Origin of the sequence: Klebsiella sp. RC2 (assembly GCF_014192815.1) — a bacterium.
Lineage (GTDB): Bacteria > Pseudomonadota > Gammaproteobacteria > Enterobacterales > Enterobacteriaceae > Klebsiella > Klebsiella variicola.
Window position 1 is genome coordinate 137552 of the sequence record NZ_JACHYL010000002.1, and the last position, 20761, is coordinate 158312.

Consider the following 20761-nt stretch of genomic DNA (forward strand, 5'->3'; position numbering starts at 1 on the left):
CGCAGCCGCTGAGCTGTGCACCAACACGGCCCCGGATGGGCCACATCTGGAGAAAACACCGCAATGTCAGTTATTGGTCGCATTCACTCCTTTGAATCCTGTGGCACCGTTGATGGCCCGGGCATCCGCTTTATTACCTTTTTCCAGGGCTGCCTGATGCGCTGCCTGTACTGCCATAACCGTGACACCTGGGATACCCACGGCGGCAAAGAAATCACCGTTGAAGAGTTAATGAAAGAGGTAGTGACCTATCGTCACTTTATGAATGCCTCCGGCGGCGGCGTCACGGCATCAGGCGGCGAAGCGATCCTGCAGGCGGAGTTTGTTCGCGACTGGTTCCGCGCCTGTAAAAAGGAAGGCATTCATACCTGTCTCGATACCAACGGCTTTGTCCGTCGCTACGATCCGGTTATCGACGAACTGCTGGAGGTGACTGACCTGGTCATGCTGGATCTTAAGCAGATGAACGATGAGATCCACCAGAACCTGGTCGGCGTTTCCAACCACCGCACCCTCGAGTTTGCCCAGTATCTGGCGAAAAAGAATATCAATGTCTGGATCCGCTACGTCGTGGTTCCGGGCTGGTCAGACGATGATGACTCCGCGCACCGCCTGGGCGAATTTACCCGCGATATGGGCAACGTCGAGAAAATTGAACTGCTGCCCTACCATGAGCTGGGCAAACACAAATGGGTAGCGATGGGCGAAGAGTACAAGCTGGACGGCGTTCATCCGCCGAAAAAAGAGACCATGGAGCGGGTGAAAGGCATTCTTGAGCAGTATGGTCACAAGGTGATGTACTAAGAGCCTCATCAGGGTCGGTGGTGCGCTTACGCCGGCCCGAAGCGACACTGGAAATCATTCCAGCCCCGCCGTTGATCCTCATGAAAAGCGCAATGCCGTCTCTCTGCAGTGGAAAACATGCGATAGAAACAGATGACGTGCAGCCTTCGCTGCACGTCAGAATGGTTATGCGTGCGCCACCGGCGTCGGATGATGCCCGGCTTTACGCAGCAGGGTCAGCAGATAGATAAACGACACGCTGGCGATCATGATAAACAGCAGATTGTCTGAGAAATTCTGCATCAGCATTGCTGTCAGGGTCGGGCCCAGCAGACTGCCGATGGTATAACTCATCAGCAGCGCCTGATTCATCGCCACCAGTTGGTGATGTTCGACTTTTTCGCAGGCCCAGGCCATCGCCACCGGATACAGCGTGAAACCGGATGCCCCAAGCACAAACAGCGCCGGGGCCATTGCCGCCTGACTCAGCATCGCCATACAGCCCAGAATGACCACAAAGACTTGCACCCGCAGCACCAGCAGACGGCCATAGCGGTCAGCCAGGCGCCCTACCGGCCACTGGCCGAGGATCCCCGCGCTCACCATCACCGCCATCCAGAAGCCAATGCCGGAGTCGCTCACACCCTGATGGTTCAGCCACAGCGGCATCAGGCCATACAGCGAACCGAGGACAATCCCCGAGATAATACAGCCATTGACCCCGTGGCGCGCCTGGCGCAGCTTCAGCATTGGCCAGATACGAACTGTTTCGTGCGGCTCTTCAGCCTGTCCCATAATACGGGTGAACAGCAGCGGCAGGATCGCCGCCAGCGCCAGGCCAGTCACCCACGGCAGGACGCTCATTAAATCGGTAGGTAACTTACTGACCATCAGCTGGCCCAGTACGGTACCGACATAATAGACCATCATGTACGCCGCCAGCAGACGGCCGCGGCTGCGGGAAGTCCCGCTACAGACCAGCGCGCTTTCCACCACCACCCAAATCATCGCGCAGCCTACGCCAGCGATAAACCGCCAGCTCAGCCACGTCCAGAAGCCAACGGTGATCCCCAGCCCTACGCAGCCGACGGCGAAAATTAACGACGCGAGATAATAGCTGCGGTTAAACCCAAGGCGCTTAATCACCCAACCAGCCAGCAACGTACCGGCCAGGTTGCCGGTAAAATAGGATGACCCCACCATGCCGACCTGCCAGGTTGGCATATTTTCATGGGCGAGCCAGAGCGGGACGAGCGTATTCAGCACCGCTATCGCCAGGGTCAATAAAAGCAGGCCACAGAGCAGCATTTGCACTGGCCGGGTGTAGATGGTCATGGGTAAAAAACCGTGAGGAATGTTCAGATCGCGAGCGCATCATGCCACCGCTAAAAACATTGTCAATCCACCTGAAATCAGGCGTGATGCGGTTTTGCAGGCTACGATAGAAGTTTTTTATCCACAGAATGGGTAAAGGTGAGGCAACAGATAATACACTGTTGTTTTTCTTAATTTATTAATAAATGTCGACGTTGATTTCAGTTGAAAAATTTCATCTATCGACAGCACGTTTTCATCATGCCGGCGTATGACCGCCGGCATGATGACGCCGATTAACTGGCGATAGCCATCCCCACGGTCATATGCAGACCATAGAATACGCCGCGGCCAATCATCTCTCCCGCCAGCACCAGAACAAACGCCAGGCTAAGCAGCGAGACCGCCGGCTTGCGGCCGCGGATCTGCGGCACGCACCAGCAGGCCAGGGCCAGCGCCAGCAGCACCATACGCCAGGCCATAAGCAACCCGTAATCCGGCACCAGAGCGGAGGCCTGCTGGATTGAACTGTGAATAGTAGCGAGTTCACTCCCCTGCATCAGGACCACGACAATACTCGCCAGCAGCGCCAACAAAGTGACCACCGGCAGCAAGCGCAGCGCCCAGCCGTCAACGCCTGCCACGCGCAGCAGCAGGTAGCCCAGCAGCGGACCGCCGATAAACAGCGTCAGGAAGAAGCTCAGCGGCGTCCAGACGGTGTACCAGGTCGGCACCGTGTCGATGGTGTTGTATACCCGCACCATCATCCAGACGAAGATCACGCCCAGCACCATGGTGACTATCAGCCACAGGCTACGCAGGCCGGCAGGCAGTTTTTTACACACGGCCAGTAGCCAGCCAATCCCGCCGACGGCGAAGAAGATCGCCCCGCTGGCTATCTCATTACTCAGCGACGAGGCTCCCACGCGATTCAGCGAGTTAAAGGCCCGTAGCGGCGAACCGAGGTGCATTGTCGAGGCGATAAACCCGATCCCCATCAATACCCACAGGCCAAACATACTCCCAACCACGCGCTGCTCCTGCTCGCGAGAAAGATTGCCCGTCATCAGCGCCAGGGCCATGACGATAAACCCGCCCGCGACGCACTGGCCGAAGACAGTAAAGATCATCAGCGGCCATTCATGCCATCCGTTTCCCATCTCACACCTCCTTCGGATTCGCCAGGTAACCGGTGGTATCGCCACACGACCGGGCATTGGCGTTAGGTTTAATAACGATACTCGGCCTGGTAAAGTGCGCCGACGGCAGCGGGGCTACCGCGGCCAGCTGGCCATGCTTAGCACGCAGCTCGGCAATCGGCCCGAAATCAAGCGCCCGCAGCGGGCAGGACTCGACGCAGATCGGCTTTTTCCCCTCGGCGACGCGCTCATGGCAACCGTCGCACTTGGTCATGTGGCCCTTGTCGGCGTTGTACTGCGGGGCGCCGTACGGGCAGGCCATATGGCAGTAACGGCAGCCAATGCACACCTCTTCGTTGACCACGACAAAACCATCTTCACGCTTGTGCATTGCCCCGCTCGGACAGACCTTGGTGCAGGCCGGATCTTCGCAGTGGTTACAGGCGATGGAGAGGTAATAAGCAAAAACGTTCTGATTCCAGACACCGTTATCCTCCTGCCAGTCGCCACCGGCATACTCATAGATGCGGCGGAAGCTGACCTCCGGGGTCAGGTTCTTGTAATCCTTACAGGCCAGTTCGCAGGTCTTGCAACCGGTGCAACGGGCGGAATCAATAAAAAATCCATACTGAGTTGTCATCGGTTACTCCTTACAGCTTCTCAACCTGGACGAGGTTGGTATGCGACGGGTTCCCCTTCGCCAGCGGCGACGGACGCTGGGTGGTCAGCACGTTAATGCTGCCCGCCTGATCCACCCGTGAAGCGTCCGGGTTATACCAGGCCCCTTCCCCCAGCGCGACAACGCCCGGCATCATGCGCGGCGTCACCTTCGCTTCAATATGCACTTCTCCGCGGTCGTTGAAGATGCGAATGCGATCGCCGTTGGCAATGCCGCGTTGCTTCGCGTCGATCGGGTTAATCCACATCTCCTGCCGACAGGCGGCCTTCAGTACATCGACGTTGCCGTAAGTTGAGTGAACGCGCGATTTATAGTGGAAGCCGGTCAGCTGTAGCGGGTATTTCGCCGTCAATGGATCGTTGTAGTTTTCGAAGCCCGGGGTGTAGATCGGCAGTGGATCGATAACATCCCCTTCCGGCAGCTCCCAGGTGGCCGCGATTTTCGCCAGCGCCTGCGAGTAGATTTCGATCTTGCCCGACGGCGTGGTCAGCGGATTGGCCTGCGGATCCTCGCGGAAGGCTTTGTAGGCCACATGGTGTCCTTGCGGATCGCGCTGCTTATAAATGCCCTGCTGGCGGAAGGTGTCGAAATCTGGTAGGTCAGGAATCGCTTTCTGCGACTGTTCATACAGATGGCGCATCCAGCCTTCCTGGGTACGGCCTTCGGTAAACTGCTGCTCCACACCGAGGCGTTTTGCCAGCTCGGTGGTCATCTCATAGATAGTTTTGCATTCGAAACGCGGCTTGATGGCCTGATCGGCAAAGATGATGTAGGACATGTTGCCGCAGGAGGCATCCAGCGCGAAATCCATCTGCTCGGAGGCGGTGCAGTCCGGCAGCAGAATATCGGCGTATTTCGCGGACGAGGTCATATGGCAATCGATGACTACGATCATCTCGCACTTCTTGTCGTCCTGCAGGATCTCGTGGGTACGGTTGATCTCTGAGTGCTGGTTAATCAGGCAATTGCCCGCATAGTTCCAGATCATTTTGATCGGCACATCGAGCTTATCTTTGCCACGAACGCCGTCGCGCAGCGCGGTCATTTCCGGACCACGCTCGATAGCGTCGGTCCACATAAACATCGAGATACTGGTCTGAACCGGATTCTCCAGCGTCGGCATGCGCTCAAAGGGCAGGCTGTAAGAGCCCTCGCGCGCGCCGCTGTTGCCGCCGTTGATCCCGACGTTACCCGTCAGGATAGCGAGCATCGAGATAGCCCGGGTGGCGATTTCGCCGTTGGCGTGACGCTGCGGCCCCCAACCCTGGCTGATATAGGCCGGTTTGGCGGTGGCAATTTCGCGCGCCAGTTTAACAATGCGTTCGCGCGGAATACCGGTAATCGTCGAGGCCCACTCCGGCGTTTTGGCGATACCGTCCGTGCCCTGGCCAAGAATGTAAGCTTTGTAGTGACCATTGGCTGGCGCACCGGCGGGCAGCGTTTTCTCGTCGTATCCCACGCAGTATTTATCGAGGAACGGCTGATCGACCAGATTCTCGGTGATCATCACCCACGCCAGACCCGATACCAGCGCCGCATCGGTGCCGGGGCGAATCGGGATCCATTCATCTTCGCGTCCGGCGCCGGTGTCGGTATAGCGCGGATCGATGATGATCATCCGGGCATTGGATTTCTGCCGCGCCTGTTCAAGGTAGTATGTCACCCCGCCGCCGCTCATCCGCGTTTCGCCGGGGTTATTGCCGAACAGCACCACCAGCTGGCTGTTTTCAATATCCGATGGACTATTGCCGTCGGCCCAGCCGCCGTAGGTATAATTGAGGCCCTCGGCAATCTGCGCCGAAGAGTAATCGCCATAGTGGTTCAGATAACCGCCGCAGCAGTTCATCAGACGGGCAATCAGCGTTTTTCCTGGCGGCCAGGAACTAGTCAGCGTGCCGCCGAGCGTACCGGTGCCGTAGTTCAGATAGATGGATTCGTTGCCGTATTCTTTAATCAGCCGCTGCATATTGCTGGCGATAGTATCGAACGCCTCTTCCCAGCTGATTTGCTCGAATTTCCCTTCCCCGCGTTTGCCAACGCGCTTCATCGGGTACTTCAGGCGATCCGGGTTATAGACGCGGCGGCGCATCGAACGCCCGCGCAGGCAGGCGCGGACCTGGTGCAAACCGTCATAGTTATCGTCACCGGTATTATCGGTTTCGACGTATTTAATCGCGCCGTCCACCACGTGCATGCGCAGCGGGCAGCGGCTGCCGCAGTTGACGGTACAGGCACTCCAGACCACCTTCTCGTTGGCGGGTGCCGGCGTATCGGCGGCATGCGCCAGTCGGGTAAAGGGTAATGTTAGTGCGTTGCTGGCCAGCGCCAGGCCGCCTATTGCCGTGGTTTTCATCAGACCACGGCGGCTTACCTCAGCAGCCAGTAAAGCATCGGGGGCTTTAATTTTCATGGATACTCGCTTTGGTTGCTCACAATAAACTGAAAAGCGCTATATAGTCATATATATATTGCTTTGAAATATTATTGGTTTTTTATGCTGATTTAATCCAAAGGGAGTATCACTGCATTCGTAGAATGGATTATTGCCCGGTATCAATAAGGGCGTAAAAAAAGCGCCCGCAGGCGCTTTTAAAAGAGAGGAAGAAAAAATTACCCGATATATTCGAGGCCACGCATATACGGGCGCAGAATTTCCGGGATCTCAATACGGCCATCGGCCTGCTGATAGTTTTCCATCAGCGCCACCAGGGTACGACCTACCGCCAGACCAGAACCATTCAGAGTATGAACGAGGCGAGTCTTCTTGTCGGACTTGCTGCGGCAGCGGGCCTGCATACGACGCGCCTGGAAATCCCAGACGTTAGAGCAGGAAGAGATTTCACGGTAGGTGTTCTGCGCCGGAACCCACACTTCCAGGTCGTAGGTTTTGCAGGCGCTGAAGCCCATATCGCCGGTGCACAGCGCGACCTTACGGTACGGCAGACCCAGCAGCTGCAGCACTTTCTCGGCGTGACCGGTCATCTCTTCCAGCGCGGCCATGGAGTCTTCCGGACGCACGATCTGCACCATTTCAACTTTGTCGAACTGGTGCATGCGGATCAGACCGCGGGTGTCGCGACCATAGGAACCGGCTTCAGAGCGGAAGCACGGCGTATGGGCGGTCATTTTGATCGGCAGGTCGTCTTCGTCGATGATTTCATCGCGTACCAGGTTGGTCAGCGGCACTTCCGCCGTCGGGATCAGCGCGTAGTTGCTGCTGTCGGCTTCTTCTTCCAGCGGACGAGTATGGAACAGGTCGCCAGCGAATTTCGGCAACTGGCCGGTGCCATACAGCGTGTCCTGGTTCACCAGGTACGGGACATAGTTTTCGCTATAGCCATGCTGTTCGGTGTGCAGATCCAGCATGAACTGCGCCAGGGCGCGGTGCAGACGGGCCAGCTGGCCTTTCATCACCACAAAACGCGAACCAGTCAGCTTAACGGCGGCGGCAAAATCCAGCCCCCCGTGCATTTCCCCCAGCGTCACGTGATCGCGCACTTCAAAATCGAACTGGCGCGGCGTGCCCCAGCGGCTGACTTCAACGTTGTCGTTTTCGTCACGGCCAACCGGCACATCATCATGAGGAATATTCGGGATCGCCAGCGCGATATCGCGAATTTCCGCCAGCAGCGTTTCCAGCTCGGACTTTGCAGCATCCAACTGTTCGCCGAGTTTGTTCACTTCCAGGCGTAATGGCTCGATGTCTTCCCCGCGCGCTTTCGCCTGGCCAATGGATTTCGATCGGGAGTTACGCTCCGCCTGCAGGTTTTCCGTTTGCACCTGCAGAACTTTACGACGCTCTTCAAGCGCGCGAAGTTTATCTACATCCAGCTTAAAGCCCCGGCGTGCCAGTTTTTCTGCGACTGCGTCTGGCTCGGTACGCAGCAGATTGGGATCGAGCATGCTTATCCTGTGCTTATCGAATTAAATAAAGAAAAGTGGCCGCAGACTACGACCACGGAAATAGAGTAATAACCTTACCGCAACGCCTCAATTAGCGGTAGCGTTTTATCGGGCTATTTTGATCCTGTTCAGCGAGCCAGGCGAGCTTTTCGCCAATTTTGCCCTCAAGCCCCCGGTTTGTCGGGTGATAATAGCGCGTTTGCGCCATTTCCTGCGGGAAGTACTGCTCGCCGGCGGCGTAGGCGTTGGGTTCGTCATGAGCGTAACGATACTCCTGTCCGTAACCCATCTCTTTCATCAGCTTCGTCGGCGCATTGCGCAGATGCACCGGAACGTCGTAGTCAGGACGCTCCCGCGCGTCGGACAGCGCCGCTTTAAAGGCGGTGTAGACGGCGTTGCTTTTCGGCGCGCAGGCCAGATAGACAATGGCCTGGGCAATCGCCCGTTCGCCTTCCGCCGGCCCGACGCGGGTAAAGCAATCCCACGCCGAAATGGCGACCTGCATCGCCCGTGGGTCGGCGTTGCCGACATCTTCCGAGGCTATCGCCAGACAGCGGCGGGCAACGTACAGCGGATCGCCGCCGGCGGTGATGATCCGCGCATACCAGTAAAGTGCCGCATCCGGCGCGCTACCGCGCACCGACTTATGCAGAGCAGAAATCAAATCGTAGAACCGGTCGCCTTTGTTATCAAAGCGCGCGCTGCGCTCGCCAGCGATCTCGGTCAGCAGTTCCGCCTTCAGCACCCGCTTGCCCGAGTCATCGCTCTCGGCCATATCAGCCATCATTTCCAGGGTATTCAGCGCCCGCCTCGCGTCGCCGTTCACCAGTTCGGCGATGGCCTTGCGGGTCTCTTCCGGCAGAATAATATCCTGCCCGCCGTAGCCGCGGGACTTATCGTTCATCGCCTGGTCAAGCACCCGCTCGATATCGTCGGTGGTCAGCGATTTCAGTAAGTAGACGCGGGCGCGGGAGAGCAGCGCCGAGTTAAGCTCAAAGGAGGGGTTTTCGGTGGTCGCGCCAATAAAAGTGATGGTGCCGTCTTCAATATGGGGCAGAAAGGCATCCTGCTGGCTTTTATTAAAGCGATGCACTTCGTCAACAAACAGGATGGTCCGCCGGCCGGCGTTGCGATTTTGCCTCGCGCGCTCAATAGCCTCGCGAATCTCTTTCACCCCTGAGGTCACCGCCGAGATCCGTTCGACATCGGCGCTGGCGTAGCGGGCAATCACTTCCGCGAGGGTGGTCTTGCCGGTGCCCGGCGGCCCCCAGAGGATCATTGAATGCAGATGCCCGGCTTCAATCGCCCGCGGCAGGGGTTTACCCGGCGCCAGCAGATGCTGCTGGCCAATATACTGCGCTAAATTTTCTGGCCGCATGCGAGCGGCCAGAGGTTGAAACGCGTTGTCGGAAAAATCGAGCGACAGATTGCTCACTTTCGCCTCTACTTACGTTGATCGTCCACCGTCACCCCTTTCGGCGGCGTAAAGGTGAACTTAGATGCGTCGACGGCGCCGTTCTGCTGCGACTTCAGCTGATAGCTGCTGCGCTGGTCATCCTGCTCGACGGCGCTGAACTGATGGATGGTGCCGTCCCGACCGACGTTGATCGTGAACTGCTTCAGGTTACCGCTGCCGCTTTTCGGCGTCAGCACAAAATCATCGCCGTTTTGTTTGATATTGTACTGCTGCCAGTCACTGGACTGGTTGCGGGCAATCAGCATAAACGGCGTGTTGCTGGTAGCATCTTTCAGCCAGGTCGCCGTAGCCTGCTCAACGAACGGGTTGTAGAACCACAGCGTTTTGCCATCCGAGACAAGAACGCTTTCATCTGGCTGGGTCATATGCCAGTTAAACAGGTTCGGACGTTTTACCCACAGGTCGCCCTGTCCGTCCTGGACGGCGTTACCGCTGCCGTCGGTGACTTTCTGCGTGAAGCTGGCATGGAAACTGCTCACTTTATCAAGACGGCTTTTTAAGTCACTGGCCGCATCTGCCCAGACCTGGCTGACGACCATACCAGACAGTAATGCACAGGTGATTGCGAGTTTTTTCATTGTTATTCCTTAATGTGCGTCACTCCCGACGCGGGAGCCTCTTCTGTCCCTAATGTAGGACCGCCGACGGCGGCGGAACAGAAGAATTGGCTGATTTTGCGCTTATTTACCCAACTTTGCACTCATTCAAAGGGCGGCGGCGCCAGCACTTCGCGGTTACCGTTATGGCCCTGTTCGCTGACGATCCCCTGCGCTTCCATCTGTTCGATAATGCGTGCTGCACGGTTATAGCCAATGCGGAACTGACGCTGGACCCCGGAAATCGACGCTTTGCGCTTCTCAGTCACAAAACTGACCGCTTGATCGAACAGCGGGTCCAGCTCTTCACCACCGTCGAAACCACCGCCGCCGCCTTCGCTTTCGCTGTCGGAGGTAATACCATCGACGTACTGCGGACGGCCGCGGGCTTTCCAGTCCTGAACCACAGCGTGGACTTCCTGGTCGCGTACAAATGCCCCGTGGACGCGCACCGGCGTGGTAGAGTTCGGTCCGGAGTAAAGCATATCCCCCATACCCAGCAGCGATTCCGCGCCGCCCTGATCGAGAATGGTACGCGAGTCAATTTTACTCGACACGGTAAAGGCGATGCGCGTCGGAATGTTGGCCTTAATCAGGCCGGTAATAACATCTACCGACGGACGCTGCGTCGCCAGCACCAGGTGGATCCCCGCCGCACGCGCTTTTTGCGCCAGACGGGCAATCAGCTCTTCCACCTTCTTGCCGACGGTCATCATCAGGTCGGCGAACTCGTCCACCAGCACCACGATATACGGCAGTTTTTCCAGCACCGGATGTACGGCATCCATGCTGTCGCCCGGCTTCCAGTACGGATCCGGAATCGGACGCCCCATGCGCGCGGCCTCGGCGATCTTCTCGTTATAGCCCGCCAGGTTACGCACGCCCAGCGCTGACATCAGCTTGTAGCGGCGCTCCATCTCGTTGACGCTCCAGCGCAGCGCATTGGCGGCGTCTTTCATGTCGGTGACCACTTCCGTCAGCAGATGCGGAATACCTTCGTAGACCGACAGCTCGAGCATTTTCGGGTCGATCATGATGAAACGCACATCTTCCGGCTGCGCTTTGTAGAGCATGCTGAGGATCATGGCGTTCACACCGACTGACTTACCGGAACCGGTAGTACCAGCAACCAGCAGGTGCGGCATTTTCGCCAGGTCAGCTACCACCGGGTCGCCAGCGATATCTTTACCCAGCACCACGGTCAGCGGCGATGGGTTATCGCGGAACTTGGCGTTGTCGAGCACTTCACGCAGATAGACGGTCTGACGCTTTTTATTCGGCAGCTCAAGACCGACATACGGTTTACCCGGGATCACTTCCACCACGCGCACGGCAACCGTCGACAGCGAACGCGCCAGATCGCGTGACAGGTTAGAGATTCGAGCCGCTTTGACGCCAGGCGCCAGATTCAGTTCGAAGCGGGTGATCACCGGCCCCGGCGAGTAGTTCACCACATCCGCTTTAATGCGGAAATCGGCCAGACGTGCTTCCACCAGTCGCGCCATCTGCTCGAGAGCAAAGGTATCCACCGGCTCGACTTCACTGGGTGGTGGGGTTAACAGATCCAGCGACGGCAACGGCGTGGTCGGTCTTTGCAGCGGACGGCTATCGCCATTGCGCATCAGCAGCGGGTGGATCAGGCTCTCCTGCGGCGCGGGCGCGGCAGGCTGATGCCCCTGCGGGACAACCGGCTGTTGCTGCTGCACGGGCTGCGGTGCAGTCTGGTAAGGCTGCGGCGGCACTGGCTGAGGGTGTACCGGCTGGTGCTGCGCAGGTTGATAACCCTGCTGCGGAGCGGCGGCCGGTTGTTGATAGTGCGGGGCCGGTTGTTGCGGCTGGACTTCCGGCGTCGGCGTAAACAGCGGCTCGCTCGGCCCCTCATTGACAAGCGTTTTCATCGGCGAGAATTCATAATCCGCCGGCGAGAACGGATTAGCGCCCGGCGGCTGCTCAGCGGAGTAGCGCTGCTGCTGGGTGGCGGCAAACTGGCGCGCCAGCTCCGCTTCCGCCGCAGTGTCGGCGTCATCGTCATCAGTCGCGTTATCGTCTTCCCAGCGATGGCCATAGCGCTGCTGCTGGGTGGCGGCGAACTGGCGAGCCAGTTCATCCTGCTCCATAGCATCCGCTTCCTCATCCGAGAGCAGCTCATCGTCATAATGGGGGTCGCGCTCCGCCTGCCGCGCACGCTGTTCCGCCTCCCGTTGCGACGGTAGCTTGATGCCGTAAGAGGCCAGCTCCCGACGCGTCGGGACACGAACGCGGTTTGGTCGCGGTAGTTTTGGACCAATACCTTCTTTCACCTGGACCCGCGGTCCGCTGGATGCCGGGCTGAACAATGGCGCAGCCGCAGCGGATGCGGCCGTCGCCGAGGTTGCCGCCGCCGCGCCGCCGCTGGCGGCCGTTGCCTGATGCACCCCTGCCGCGACCGCAGAGACCACGGTTGTCTCCACTGGCGGTTTGGACGAGGAGGCTGGCGGCGTCAGCGGTTTAGTGGCAATCGGACTTTCCGGCTCCGGAATTGGCTGATACCAGGAGGCCAGCAGCTCGCGTTCACGTGCCCGCTTCTCTTCGACTTCTTCGAAGTAATAGAGCGGTGGACGTTTCACCTCTTCCGGCGCAACCTCTGGTTCTGGCTCCGGTGACGGCACTGGCGCGCTTTGCGGCTGATACGCCTGCGGCGCAGGCTGAGCGGCATGCGGATCGTAAGTCGGCTGCTGATACGGCGCCGGCTCTGGCTGATACCCTTGCGGCGCAGGCTGAGCGGCATACGGATCGTAAGTCGGCTGCTGATACGGCGCCGGCTCTGGCTGATACGCCTGCGGCGCCGGCTGACCGGCATGCGGAGCATAAGCCGGCTGCTGATACGGCGCCGACTCTGGCTGGTACGCCTGCGGCGCAGGCTGAGCGGCATACGGATCGTAAGTCGGCTGCTGATACGGCGCCGGCTCTGGCTGATACGCCTGCGGCGCAGGCTGAGCAGCATGCGAAGCATAAGCCGGCTGCTGATACGGCGCCGGCTCTGGCTGGTACGCCTGCGGCGCCGGCTGACCAGCATGCGGATCGTAAACCGGCTGCTGATACGGCGCCGGCTCAGGCTGGTACGCCTGCGGCGGGTAACCCGCTTCCGGCTGATAAGCAGGCGCAGCGCCCTGATGGCCAGCCGCGGATTCAGCCCACGCCTGTGGCGCGGCAGTGGCCGCCGCCGCTGCGCCCACGGGCTCAGCAATACTATGACCATTCAGCAACGGATCGTAAGGGTCGAAATCTCCAGGGCGCGCGGCGCTGGCGCCGGAGAACAGCACATCATCCTCTGTGGGACGTGCCGCGCTGGCGCCGGAAAACAGGACATCGTCGGCGGCGACAGGCGCACCGCTGGCGCTGTATTGCACCGCCTCTTCACCGTCATCCATCCGTTTGCCGGAGAAAAGCGCCGCGTCGGTTTTACGCCCCATGGGGTTGGTAAACTTCTCGGCCAGACGCTTACGTCGCGCCAGCGCGCTGCGTAAAATACGGGCACGACGCGACTCCTGAGGGGTTGCCGCCTCTTCGTCGTCGTACTCTTCATCGTCATCTTCGTATTCGCCTTCATCGACCCAGGTATCATCGCGACGGGTACGGTTGCTGGCAAAGGTGAGTACCGACAGGATCCCGCCGCCCAATTTTTCCGCAATGCTGACCCACGACCAACCGGTGAACAGCGTCAGGCCGGCCGCCCAGATGCATAACAGGGCGATGGTGCCGCCGCTGCTGTGCAGCAGCGGTTGCAGCGTGGTGCTCAGCAGGCTGCCGATCACTCCGCCCGAGGCAAAGTACCAGATATCATCGGCGTTAATGGCTGCCAGACCACAGGAGGTCAGGATCAGGGCTAACGCGCCAATGAGGCGCAGGGAAACGGCGAAATAATCAATGTATTCGTCGTTTTCCTGATGCCGCCAGGCAAACCAGCATCCGCCAATAATGATGACCGGGATGGTGTAGGCCATGACGCCAAAAATGAAAAAGAGGGTATCGGCAAGCCAGGCTCCAGGGGCGCCGCCTAAATTATGAATAGGCTCATGCCACGCCGTCTGCGACCAGCTTGGATCCGAGGGGTTAAAGCTCAGTAGTGCCGCCATCAGCCAGATGGCGAAGAGGGAGCAAAGGATGAGCATCGCCTCAAGGAGTCGGCGCCCGCTGCTGAGTTTGGTTAGTTTGACTTCTTTGTCTTCGGTGTATTCCTGGCTCAAGAAAGGCTCTCCAGGTATCAGGCTGTTTCCTGCCTGCTGCTAAAACGGACAACAGCGCCGGGTCTCCCCGGCACTGTTGCTGTATGGATTAACAGGAGTGTAATCAAACTACGTCGATTTTGCACCTGTTCCGTGTTAGCGCGTCTTAATAACCAGACGATTACTTTGCTTGACTTCTTCCATCACCACGTAGGTACGGGTGTCGTTTACGCCCGGCAGGCGCAGCAAGGTCTCGCCCAGTAATTTACGATACGCTGACATATCCGGTACGCGGGTTTTCAACAGGTAGTCGAAATCACCGGAAACCAGATGACACTCTTGAATTTCTTCAAGTTTTTGCACTGCGGCGTTAAATTGCTCAAACACATCCGGTGCGCCACGATTCAGAGTAATCTCAACAAATACCAGAAGTGATGCATCCAGATAATGCGGGTTGAGCAGCGCCGTATAGCCCTGAATAAAACCCTGTCTTTCAAGACGACGCACGCGCTCAAGGCAAGGCGTCGGAGAAAGTCCCACCCGTTTAGAAAGCTCGACGTTAGAAATTCGCCCATCTTTTTGCAATTCATTCAGGATGTTACGATCAATGCGGTCGAGATCTTTGCCAGGGCGCTTCTTGCTATCTACCATTATTATTGTCTCTCTGTATTCCTTCCCTACTCCTGTTCCGGCTCTGTGCCTTCACTGCCAGAGCCCATCCTGTTATTACCCGTACGACAATGGGTAACCCAGGGGTACGTGAGAAGCCCGTTGCCTGACGGCAGTCACCGACATCACGCATGGCGTCTGTCCACACCATGCGTAGATTTCGTTAACCCGGATAAAAATGGCATTTGCGTGCATGAAAATTCGCCGCACGCTAAATACTGCTTTTCTTCTTCCATGAATGTTTTCGCAAAAGCACAGGGGATTGTCAAAGCAAAACATCGATTTTTAGTACAAGATGCCAGATATTCATCATCCCCCCTGGTTGATTCTCATTTTTTCGTCTTATAATTGTCCCGCTGACAGTAGAAATAGTTATATTCTTTGCCGGTAAAATCGCCAATTCATCGGTCGCTTCTATTGCACACATCGTTAACAAAATCGCTGCGCTCTTTTTTTACGACAACAAATTCCCTACAATCTCTGCCCAATGTATGCCAATTATTATGGGGATCTCATGGGCACAGCCAAACACAGTAAACTGCTTATCCTTGGTTCTGGACCTGCGGGATACACCGCGGCGGTCTATGCCGCACGCGCCAACCTGCAGCCGGTGCTGATCACCGGGATGGAAAAAGGCGGTCAGCTGACCACCACGACGGAAGTGGAAAACTGGCCGGGCGATCCTAACGATCTCACCGGCCCGCTGCTGATGGAGCGCATGCACGAACATGCCGCGAAATTTGAAACGGAAATTATTTTCGACCACATCAGCCGCGTCGATCTGCAAAACCGTCCGTTCCGTCTGACAGGCGATAGCGGTGAGTACACCTGTGATGCGCTGATCATTGCCACCGGCGCATCGGCGCGCTACCTCGGTCTGCCATCGGAAGAGGCGTTTAAAGGCCGTGGCGTTTCAGCTTGCGCCACCTGTGACGGATTCTTCTATCGCAATCAGAAAGTGGCGGTGATCGGCGGCGGTAACACCGCGGTTGAAGAGGCTCTGTATCTGTCCAATATTGCCTCTGAGGTGCATCTGATCCACCGCCGCGACGCCTTCCGCGCGGAAAAAATCCTCATCAAACGTCTGATGGATAAAGTGGCGAGCGGCAACATCGTGCTGCATACCGACCGCACCCTCGAAGAGGTGACCGGCGACCAGATGGGCGTCAGCGGCCTGCGCCTGCGCGATACCAAAAACAGCGACAACGTCGAGTCTCTGGAAGTGGCAGGCTTGTTCGTTGCCATTGGCCACAGCCCGAACACCGCCATCTTTGAAGGTCAGCTGGAACTGGAAAACGGCTATATCAAAGTGCAGTCCGGGATCCACGGCAACGCCACGCAAACCAGTATCCCGGGCGTATTTGCCGCTGGCGATGTCATGGACCATATCTATCGTCAGGCGATCACCTCCGCTGGCACCGGCTGCATGGCGGCGCTGGACGCCGAGCGTTACCTGGACGGTTTGGCCGACGCTTGCAAATAATCTTTACAAGTCAGTAACAAAGGTAAAGAAGGCGACGAAAAGTCGCCTTTATTTTTGCCGCGATGTAACATTGCCGTGCCCAATATTCCCATAACGATACCTGCAAATCGCGCAATGAATAAAACCCGTCAACAAGAGTTAACCCGCTGGTTAAAACAGCAAAGTATTATCTCCCGTCGCTGGTTGATGATTTCCCGCCTGCTTGGCGTGGCAAGCGGTCTGCTGATCGTCGCGCAGGCCTGGTTCCTGGCGCGGATCCTGCACCGGATGGTGATGGAAAATATTCCGGCAACCGCCCTGCTGCTGCCGCTGACGCTGCTGGTACTGGTCTTTGTGCTGCGCGCCTGGGTGGTCTGGCTGCGTGAGCGGGTTGGTTTTCAGGCCGGGCAGCATATCCGCTATGAAATTCGCCGTCAGGTTCTCGACCGCCTCCAGCAGGCGGGCCCCGCCTGGATCCAGGGCAAACCGGCCGGCAGTTGGGCAACGCTTATCCTTGAGCAGATCGATGATATGCACGATTATTATGCGCGCTACCTGCCCCAGATGACGCTGGCGGCCTGCGTGCCGCTGCTGATCGTTATCACTATTTTCCCGATTAACTGGGCCGCCGCATTGATCCTCCTCGGCACCGCCCCGCTGATCCCGCTTTTCATGGCGCTGGTCGGGATGGGTGCCGCCGATGCCAACCGGCGTAACTTCCAGGCGCTGGCCCGCCTGAGCGGCCATTTCCTCGATCGCCTGCGCGGCATGGAAACCCTGCGTATTTTTCACCGCGGTCAGGCAGAAATCGATAATATTCGCGACGCCTCGCAGGATTTTCGCCAACGCACCATGGAAGTCCTGCGTCTGGCCTTCCTCTCCTCCGGGGTGCTGGAGTTTTTCACCTCCCTCTCCATTGCGCTGGTGGCGGTCTATTTTGGCTTCTCTTACCTTGGCGAGCTGAACTTCGGCCACTATGGCGCGGGCGTCACGCTGATGGCAGGCTTCCTGACGCTGATCCTCGCGCCGGAATTTTTCCAGCCGTTACGTGACCTGGGCACTTTCTACCATGCCAAAGCCCAGGCCGTGGGCGCCGCAGACAGCCTGAAAACGTTTATGGAAACCCCATTGACCCAGCTGGAGCGCGGCGAAAAAACCTTAAATGATAACGATCTGATTGGCGTGGAAGCGCGCGATCTGGTGATCAAATCTCCGGAAGGTAAAGTCCTGGCCGGGCCGCTTAACTTTTCACTGCCTGCTGGCGCACGCGTTGTGCTGGTGGGTCAGAGCGGCTCCGGGAAAAGTTCGCTGCTGAACACACTGCTCGGCTTTTTGCCCTACGAGGGCTCGCTGAAGGTGAACGGCGCAGAGCTGCGCGAACTGGACGCCGATCGCTGGCGCCGCCTGTTAAGCTGGGTGGGACAGAATCCTCAACTACCTGCCGCCACGCTGCGGGAAAATGTGCTGCTGGCATGGCCCGAAGCCAGCGATGCCCAGCTTCGACTGGCGCTGGACAAGGCCTGGGTCAGTGAGTTTATCGCCCTGTTGCCGGACGGGATCCATACCGCCGTGGGCGATCAGGCGGGTCGTCTGTCGGTAGGTCAGGCGCAGCGTATCGCGGTTGCTCGCGCGCTGTTGGTGCCCTGCCGCCTGCTGTTGCTGGATGAACCCGCCGCCAGCCTCGACGCCCATAGCGAACAACGGGTGATGCAGGCCCTGACCCATGCCTCCACCGAGCAAACCACGCTGCTGGTCACCCACCAGCTCGAGGGACTGGCTGACTGGGATGCCGTCTGGGTCATGCAGGACGGACAGATTATCGAACAAGGCGACTACGCCACGCTGGCCCGTGCCGGTGGGGTCTTCTCGGCGCTGCTGGCCCATCGTCAGGAGGAGATTTAAATGCGCGCACTTTTACCCTATCTGGCGCTCTATAAACGCCATAAATGGATGCTGCTGCTCGGCGTCGTGCTGGCCATCGTGACTCTGCTGGCCAGCATCGGCCTGCTGACGCTCTCCGGCTGGTTCCTCTCCGCCTCAGCGGTGGTGGGTGTCGCCGGGATCTACAGTTTTAACTATATGCTGCCTGCCGCGGGCGTCCGCGGCGCGGCGATTATCCGTACCGCCGGGCGCTACTTCGAGCGTCTGGTCAGTCATGACGCGACCTTCCGCGTGCTGCAGCACCTGCGCGTCTTCACCTTCAGCAAACTACTCCCCCTCTCTCCCGCGGGGCTGGCGCGCTTTCGCCAGGGTGAACTGCTCAACCGGGTGGTGGCCGATGTCGATACCCTGGATCATCTCTACCTGCGGGTGATTTCACCGCTGGTCGGCGCGCTGGTGGTGATTGTAGTGGTCACCTGCGGATTAAGCCTGCTCGACGTTACCCTTGCGCTGACGCTCGGCGGCATCATGCTGGTCACCCTGTTGGTTATGCCGCCGCTGTTCTATCGCGCAGGTAAACCAGCCGGCGAAAGTATGACGCAGTTGCGCGGCCAGTATCGCCAACAGCTCACTGCCTGGCTGCAGGGCCAGGCAGAGCTGATGGTGTTTAACGCCAGCGACCGCTACCGCGCGCAAATGGAAAAGACCGAGCTCAGCTGGCAGGACGCACAGCGCCGTCAGGCCGAGCTGACCGCGCTTTCGCAGGCAGTAATGCTATTAATCGGCGGCATCGCCGTGGTGGCCATGCTCTGGCTGGCGTCCGCCGGCATCGGGGGTAACAGCCAGCCAGGGGCGCTGATCGCGCTGTTTGTTTTCTGCGCCCTGGCGGCCTTCGAAGCCCTGGCGCCAGTCACTGGCGCTTTCCAGCATTTAGGTCAGGTGATCGCCTCCGCACGGCGGATCTCGCAGATCACCGACCAGCAGCCGGAGGTCACTTTCGTCGAGGGTGAAGCCAGCGTGCCTGCGCAGGTGGCCTTAACCTTCACCCAGGTTACCTTCCGCTACCCGCACCAACCCTCCCCCGCCCTGGAGAATATCTCCCTGCAGATTGCCGCCGGAGAGCACATCGCCATTCTTGGCCGGACCGGCTGCGGAAAGTCGACGCTGTTGCAACTCCTCACCCGGGCCTGGGATCCAACGCAGGGAGAGATTTTGCTCAACGACCAGCCGCTGTCCCAGCCCAGCGAAGCCACCCTGCGTCAGGCGATGAGCGTGGTGCCGCAGCGCGTGCACCTGTTCAGCGCTACGCTGCGCGACAACCTGCTGCTGGCGGCGCCAGACGCTGACGATACCGCGCTCTGCGCGACCCTCGAGAAAGTGGGGCTGGAAAAACTGCTGGAAGATGGCGGACTGAACAGCTGGCTGGGGGAAGGCGGGCGCCAGCTATCCGGCGGCGAACTGCGCCGGCTGGCGATTGCCCGCGCACTGCTCCACGATGCGCCGCTGATGCTGCTCGATGAGCCGACAGAAGGCCTGGATGCGGCCACCGAAAGCCAGATCCTGCATCTTCTGGCGGAAGTGATGCGCGAGAAAACCGTGCTGATGGTGACTCACCGCCTGCGGGGCCTGGCGCGTTTTAATCAGATAATAGTCATGGACAACGGCCAGATAATTGAGCAAGGTAGTCACGCGGATCTGCTCGCTAAACAGGGCCGGTACTTCCAGTTTAAACAGCGTCTGTAGGCTATTATCTAATTTTTGCTGATGCGTATTGAGGTTAAAATGCGTCTGGTTCAGCTCTCCCGGCATTCTATCGCCTTCCCTTCCCCGGAAGGCGCCCTGCGTGAACCTAACGGCCTGCTGGCGCTCGGCGGCGATCTGAGCCCGGCACGTCTGCTGATGGCCTATCAGCGCGGTATCTTTCCATGGTTTTCTCCTGGCGACCCGATCCTCTGGTGGTCGCCCGATCCCCGGGCGGTGCTCTGGCCGGAACAGTTTCATCTCAGCCGCAGCATGAAGCGTTTTCATCAGCGTTCGCCTTATCGCGTCACGCTGAATCATGCCTTTGGTGAGGTCATTGAAGGCTGCGCCAGCGATCGTGACGAAGGCACCTGGATAACCAGCAGTATCGTTCGCGCCTATCACCAACTCCATGAGCTGGGCCATGCCCATTCCATTGAAGTCTGGCAAGAGAATACGCTGGTAGGTGGAATGTACGGCGTGGCGCAGGGGGCGCTGTTTTGCGGCGAATCGATGTTCAGCCGGGCAGAAAATGCCTCCAAAACCGCGCTGCTGGTATTCTGTCAGGCTTTTACGCAGAGTGGTGGTAAATTAATCGACTGCCAGGTACTGAACAACCATACCGCCTCATTAGGCGCGGTGGATATTCCCCGCCGCGATTATCTTGACTACCTGTCAGTATTACGCGGCTACCGCCTGCCCGAGCTATTTTGGGTGCCGCGGGTGCTATTTCCGGGCGCGCAATAAAAATGTTTTCAGCACATTTTGCGTCAGGATGGTATAATTGCGCGGTAGAGTAGCTTCTGCCTGTTGCCCCGCCGCCGTTTGGGAATAATAAGAGTCAGATAACGCCCATCGTTCTGTCACTCCCCTTTACGTTTGCGCCTGTCACGCGGCATAGCCGTGTGTGTTC

14 protein-coding genes are annotated in these 20761 nt (G+C 58.4%); 5 read left to right on the forward strand and 9 right to left on the reverse strand.

Annotation, left to right across the window (positions count from 1 at the left end):
- Positions 1–63: 63 nt before the first annotated feature.
- Positions 64–804 carry a pyruvate formate lyase 1-activating protein gene (gene pflA / locus FHW76_RS05485; RefSeq protein ID WP_002898145.1) on the forward strand — a complete coding sequence of 247 codons (741 nt, stop codon included), beginning with the start codon at positions 64–66 and terminating at the stop codon, positions 802–804.
- Between the two features lie 165 nt (positions 805–969).
- On the opposite strand, the gene FHW76_RS05490 is transcribed toward pflA, so the two are convergent.
- The 9 genes from FHW76_RS05490 to lrp form a co-directional block, all read right to left on the reverse strand.
- Positions 970–2118 (reverse strand): MFS transporter, encoded by a 1149-nt coding sequence (locus FHW76_RS05490; RefSeq protein WP_023322277.1) that lies wholly within the window; start codon positions 2116–2118, stop codon positions 970–972.
- A 275-nt stretch (positions 2119–2393) separates the two neighbouring features.
- Positions 2394–3257 (reverse strand): dimethyl sulfoxide reductase anchor subunit family protein, encoded by an 864-nt coding sequence (locus FHW76_RS05495; protein WP_012968620.1) that lies wholly within the window; start codon positions 3255–3257, stop codon positions 2394–2396.
- Position 3258: 1 nt separating this feature from the next.
- Positions 3259–3876, reverse strand: a complete 618-nt coding sequence (locus FHW76_RS05500) for a DMSO/selenate family reductase complex B subunit (RefSeq protein ID WP_110221032.1) — start codon at positions 3874–3876, stop codon at positions 3259–3261.
- 10 nt (positions 3877–3886) lie between these two features.
- On the reverse strand, positions 3887–6325 hold the full coding sequence (gene dmsA / locus FHW76_RS05505) for a dimethylsulfoxide reductase subunit A (protein WP_183476362.1): 2439 nt from the start codon (positions 6323–6325) through the stop codon (positions 3887–3889).
- Positions 6326–6525: 200 nt separating this feature from the next.
- Complete coding sequence (serS, locus tag FHW76_RS05510; RefSeq protein WP_008805848.1) at positions 6526–7818, reverse strand: serine--tRNA ligase; 1293 nt, start codon at positions 7816–7818, stop codon at positions 6526–6528.
- A 91-nt stretch (positions 7819–7909) separates the two neighbouring features.
- Positions 7910–9253 carry a replication-associated recombination protein RarA gene (gene rarA, locus FHW76_RS05515; protein WP_183476365.1) on the reverse strand — a complete coding sequence of 448 codons (1344 nt, stop codon included), beginning with the start codon at positions 9251–9253 and terminating at the stop codon, positions 7910–7912.
- An 8-nt stretch (positions 9254–9261) separates the two neighbouring features.
- Positions 9262–9873: an outer membrane lipoprotein chaperone LolA gene (gene lolA / locus FHW76_RS05520; RefSeq protein ID WP_004201368.1), complete on the reverse strand. Its 612-nt coding sequence runs from the start codon at positions 9871–9873 to the stop codon at positions 9262–9264.
- Positions 9874–9995: 122 nt separating this feature from the next.
- A complete protein-coding gene (gene ftsK / locus FHW76_RS05525; RefSeq protein ID WP_183476368.1) occupies positions 9996–14117 on the reverse strand; it encodes a DNA translocase FtsK in 4122 nt (1373 codons plus the stop codon).
- 135 nt (positions 14118–14252) lie between these two features.
- On the reverse strand, positions 14253–14747 hold the full coding sequence (gene lrp, locus FHW76_RS05530; RefSeq protein ID WP_000228469.1) for a leucine-responsive transcriptional regulator Lrp: 495 nt from the start codon (positions 14745–14747) through the stop codon (positions 14253–14255).
- Positions 14748–15279: 532 nt separating this feature from the next.
- Here lrp and trxB point away from each other — a divergent pair.
- The 4 genes from trxB to aat all read left to right on the forward strand — a co-directional run bounded on the left by trxB (position 15280) and on the right by aat (position 20595).
- Entirely contained in the window at positions 15280–16248 is a 969-nt protein-coding gene (gene trxB / locus FHW76_RS05535; protein ID WP_012542328.1) for a thioredoxin-disulfide reductase, read from the forward strand.
- Between the two features lie 114 nt (positions 16249–16362).
- The gene (gene cydD, locus FHW76_RS05540; RefSeq protein ID WP_022065907.1) at positions 16363–18129 is read left to right on the forward strand and encodes a heme ABC transporter permease/ATP-binding protein CydD; all 1767 of its coding nucleotides are present in this window, start codon (positions 16363–16365) and stop codon (positions 18127–18129) included.
- A complete protein-coding gene (gene cydC, locus FHW76_RS05545; RefSeq protein WP_183476371.1) occupies positions 18130–19851 on the forward strand; it encodes a heme ABC transporter ATP-binding protein/permease CydC in 1722 nt (573 codons plus the stop codon). It abuts the gene before it with no gap.
- Between the two features lie 39 nt (positions 19852–19890).
- On the forward strand, positions 19891–20595 hold the full coding sequence (aat, locus tag FHW76_RS05550) for a leucyl/phenylalanyl-tRNA--protein transferase (RefSeq protein WP_008805841.1): 705 nt from the start codon (positions 19891–19893) through the stop codon (positions 20593–20595).
- Positions 20596–20761: the final 166 nt, after the last annotated feature.

What these genes read in the sequence shown, in the direction of transcription:
- pflA (WP_002898145.1), top strand. Translation starts at nt 64, where the DNA reads ATGTCAGTTATTGGTCGCATTCACTCCTTTGAATCCTGTGGCACCGTT.
- FHW76_RS05490 (WP_023322277.1), bottom strand. Translation starts at nt 2,118, where the DNA reads ATGACCATCTACACCCGGCCAGTGCAAATGCTGCTCTGTGGCCTGCTT.
- FHW76_RS05495 (WP_012968620.1), bottom strand. Translation starts at nt 3,257, where the DNA reads ATGGGAAACGGATGGCATGAATGGCCGCTGATGATCTTTACTGTCTTC.
- FHW76_RS05500 (WP_110221032.1), bottom strand. Translation starts at nt 3,876, where the DNA reads ATGACAACTCAGTATGGATTTTTTATTGATTCCGCCCGTTGCACCGGT.
- dmsA (WP_183476362.1), bottom strand. Translation starts at nt 6,325, where the DNA reads ATGAAAATTAAAGCCCCCGATGCTTTACTGGCTGCTGAGGTAAGCCGC.
- serS (WP_008805848.1), bottom strand. Translation starts at nt 7,818, where the DNA reads ATGCTCGATCCCAATCTGCTGCGTACCGAGCCAGACGCAGTCGCAGAA.
- lolA (WP_004201368.1), bottom strand. Translation starts at nt 9,873, where the DNA reads ATGAAAAAACTCGCAATCACCTGTGCATTACTGTCTGGTATGGTCGTC.
- lrp (WP_000228469.1), bottom strand. Translation starts at nt 14,747, where the DNA reads ATGGTAGATAGCAAGAAGCGCCCTGGCAAAGATCTCGACCGCATTGAT.
- trxB (WP_012542328.1), top strand. Translation starts at nt 15,280, where the DNA reads ATGGGCACAGCCAAACACAGTAAACTGCTTATCCTTGGTTCTGGACCT.
- cydD (WP_022065907.1), top strand. Translation starts at nt 16,363, where the DNA reads ATGAATAAAACCCGTCAACAAGAGTTAACCCGCTGGTTAAAACAGCAA.
- cydC (WP_183476371.1), top strand. Translation starts at nt 18,130, where the DNA reads ATGCGCGCACTTTTACCCTATCTGGCGCTCTATAAACGCCATAAATGG.
- aat (WP_008805841.1), top strand. Translation starts at nt 19,891, where the DNA reads ATGCGTCTGGTTCAGCTCTCCCGGCATTCTATCGCCTTCCCTTCCCCG.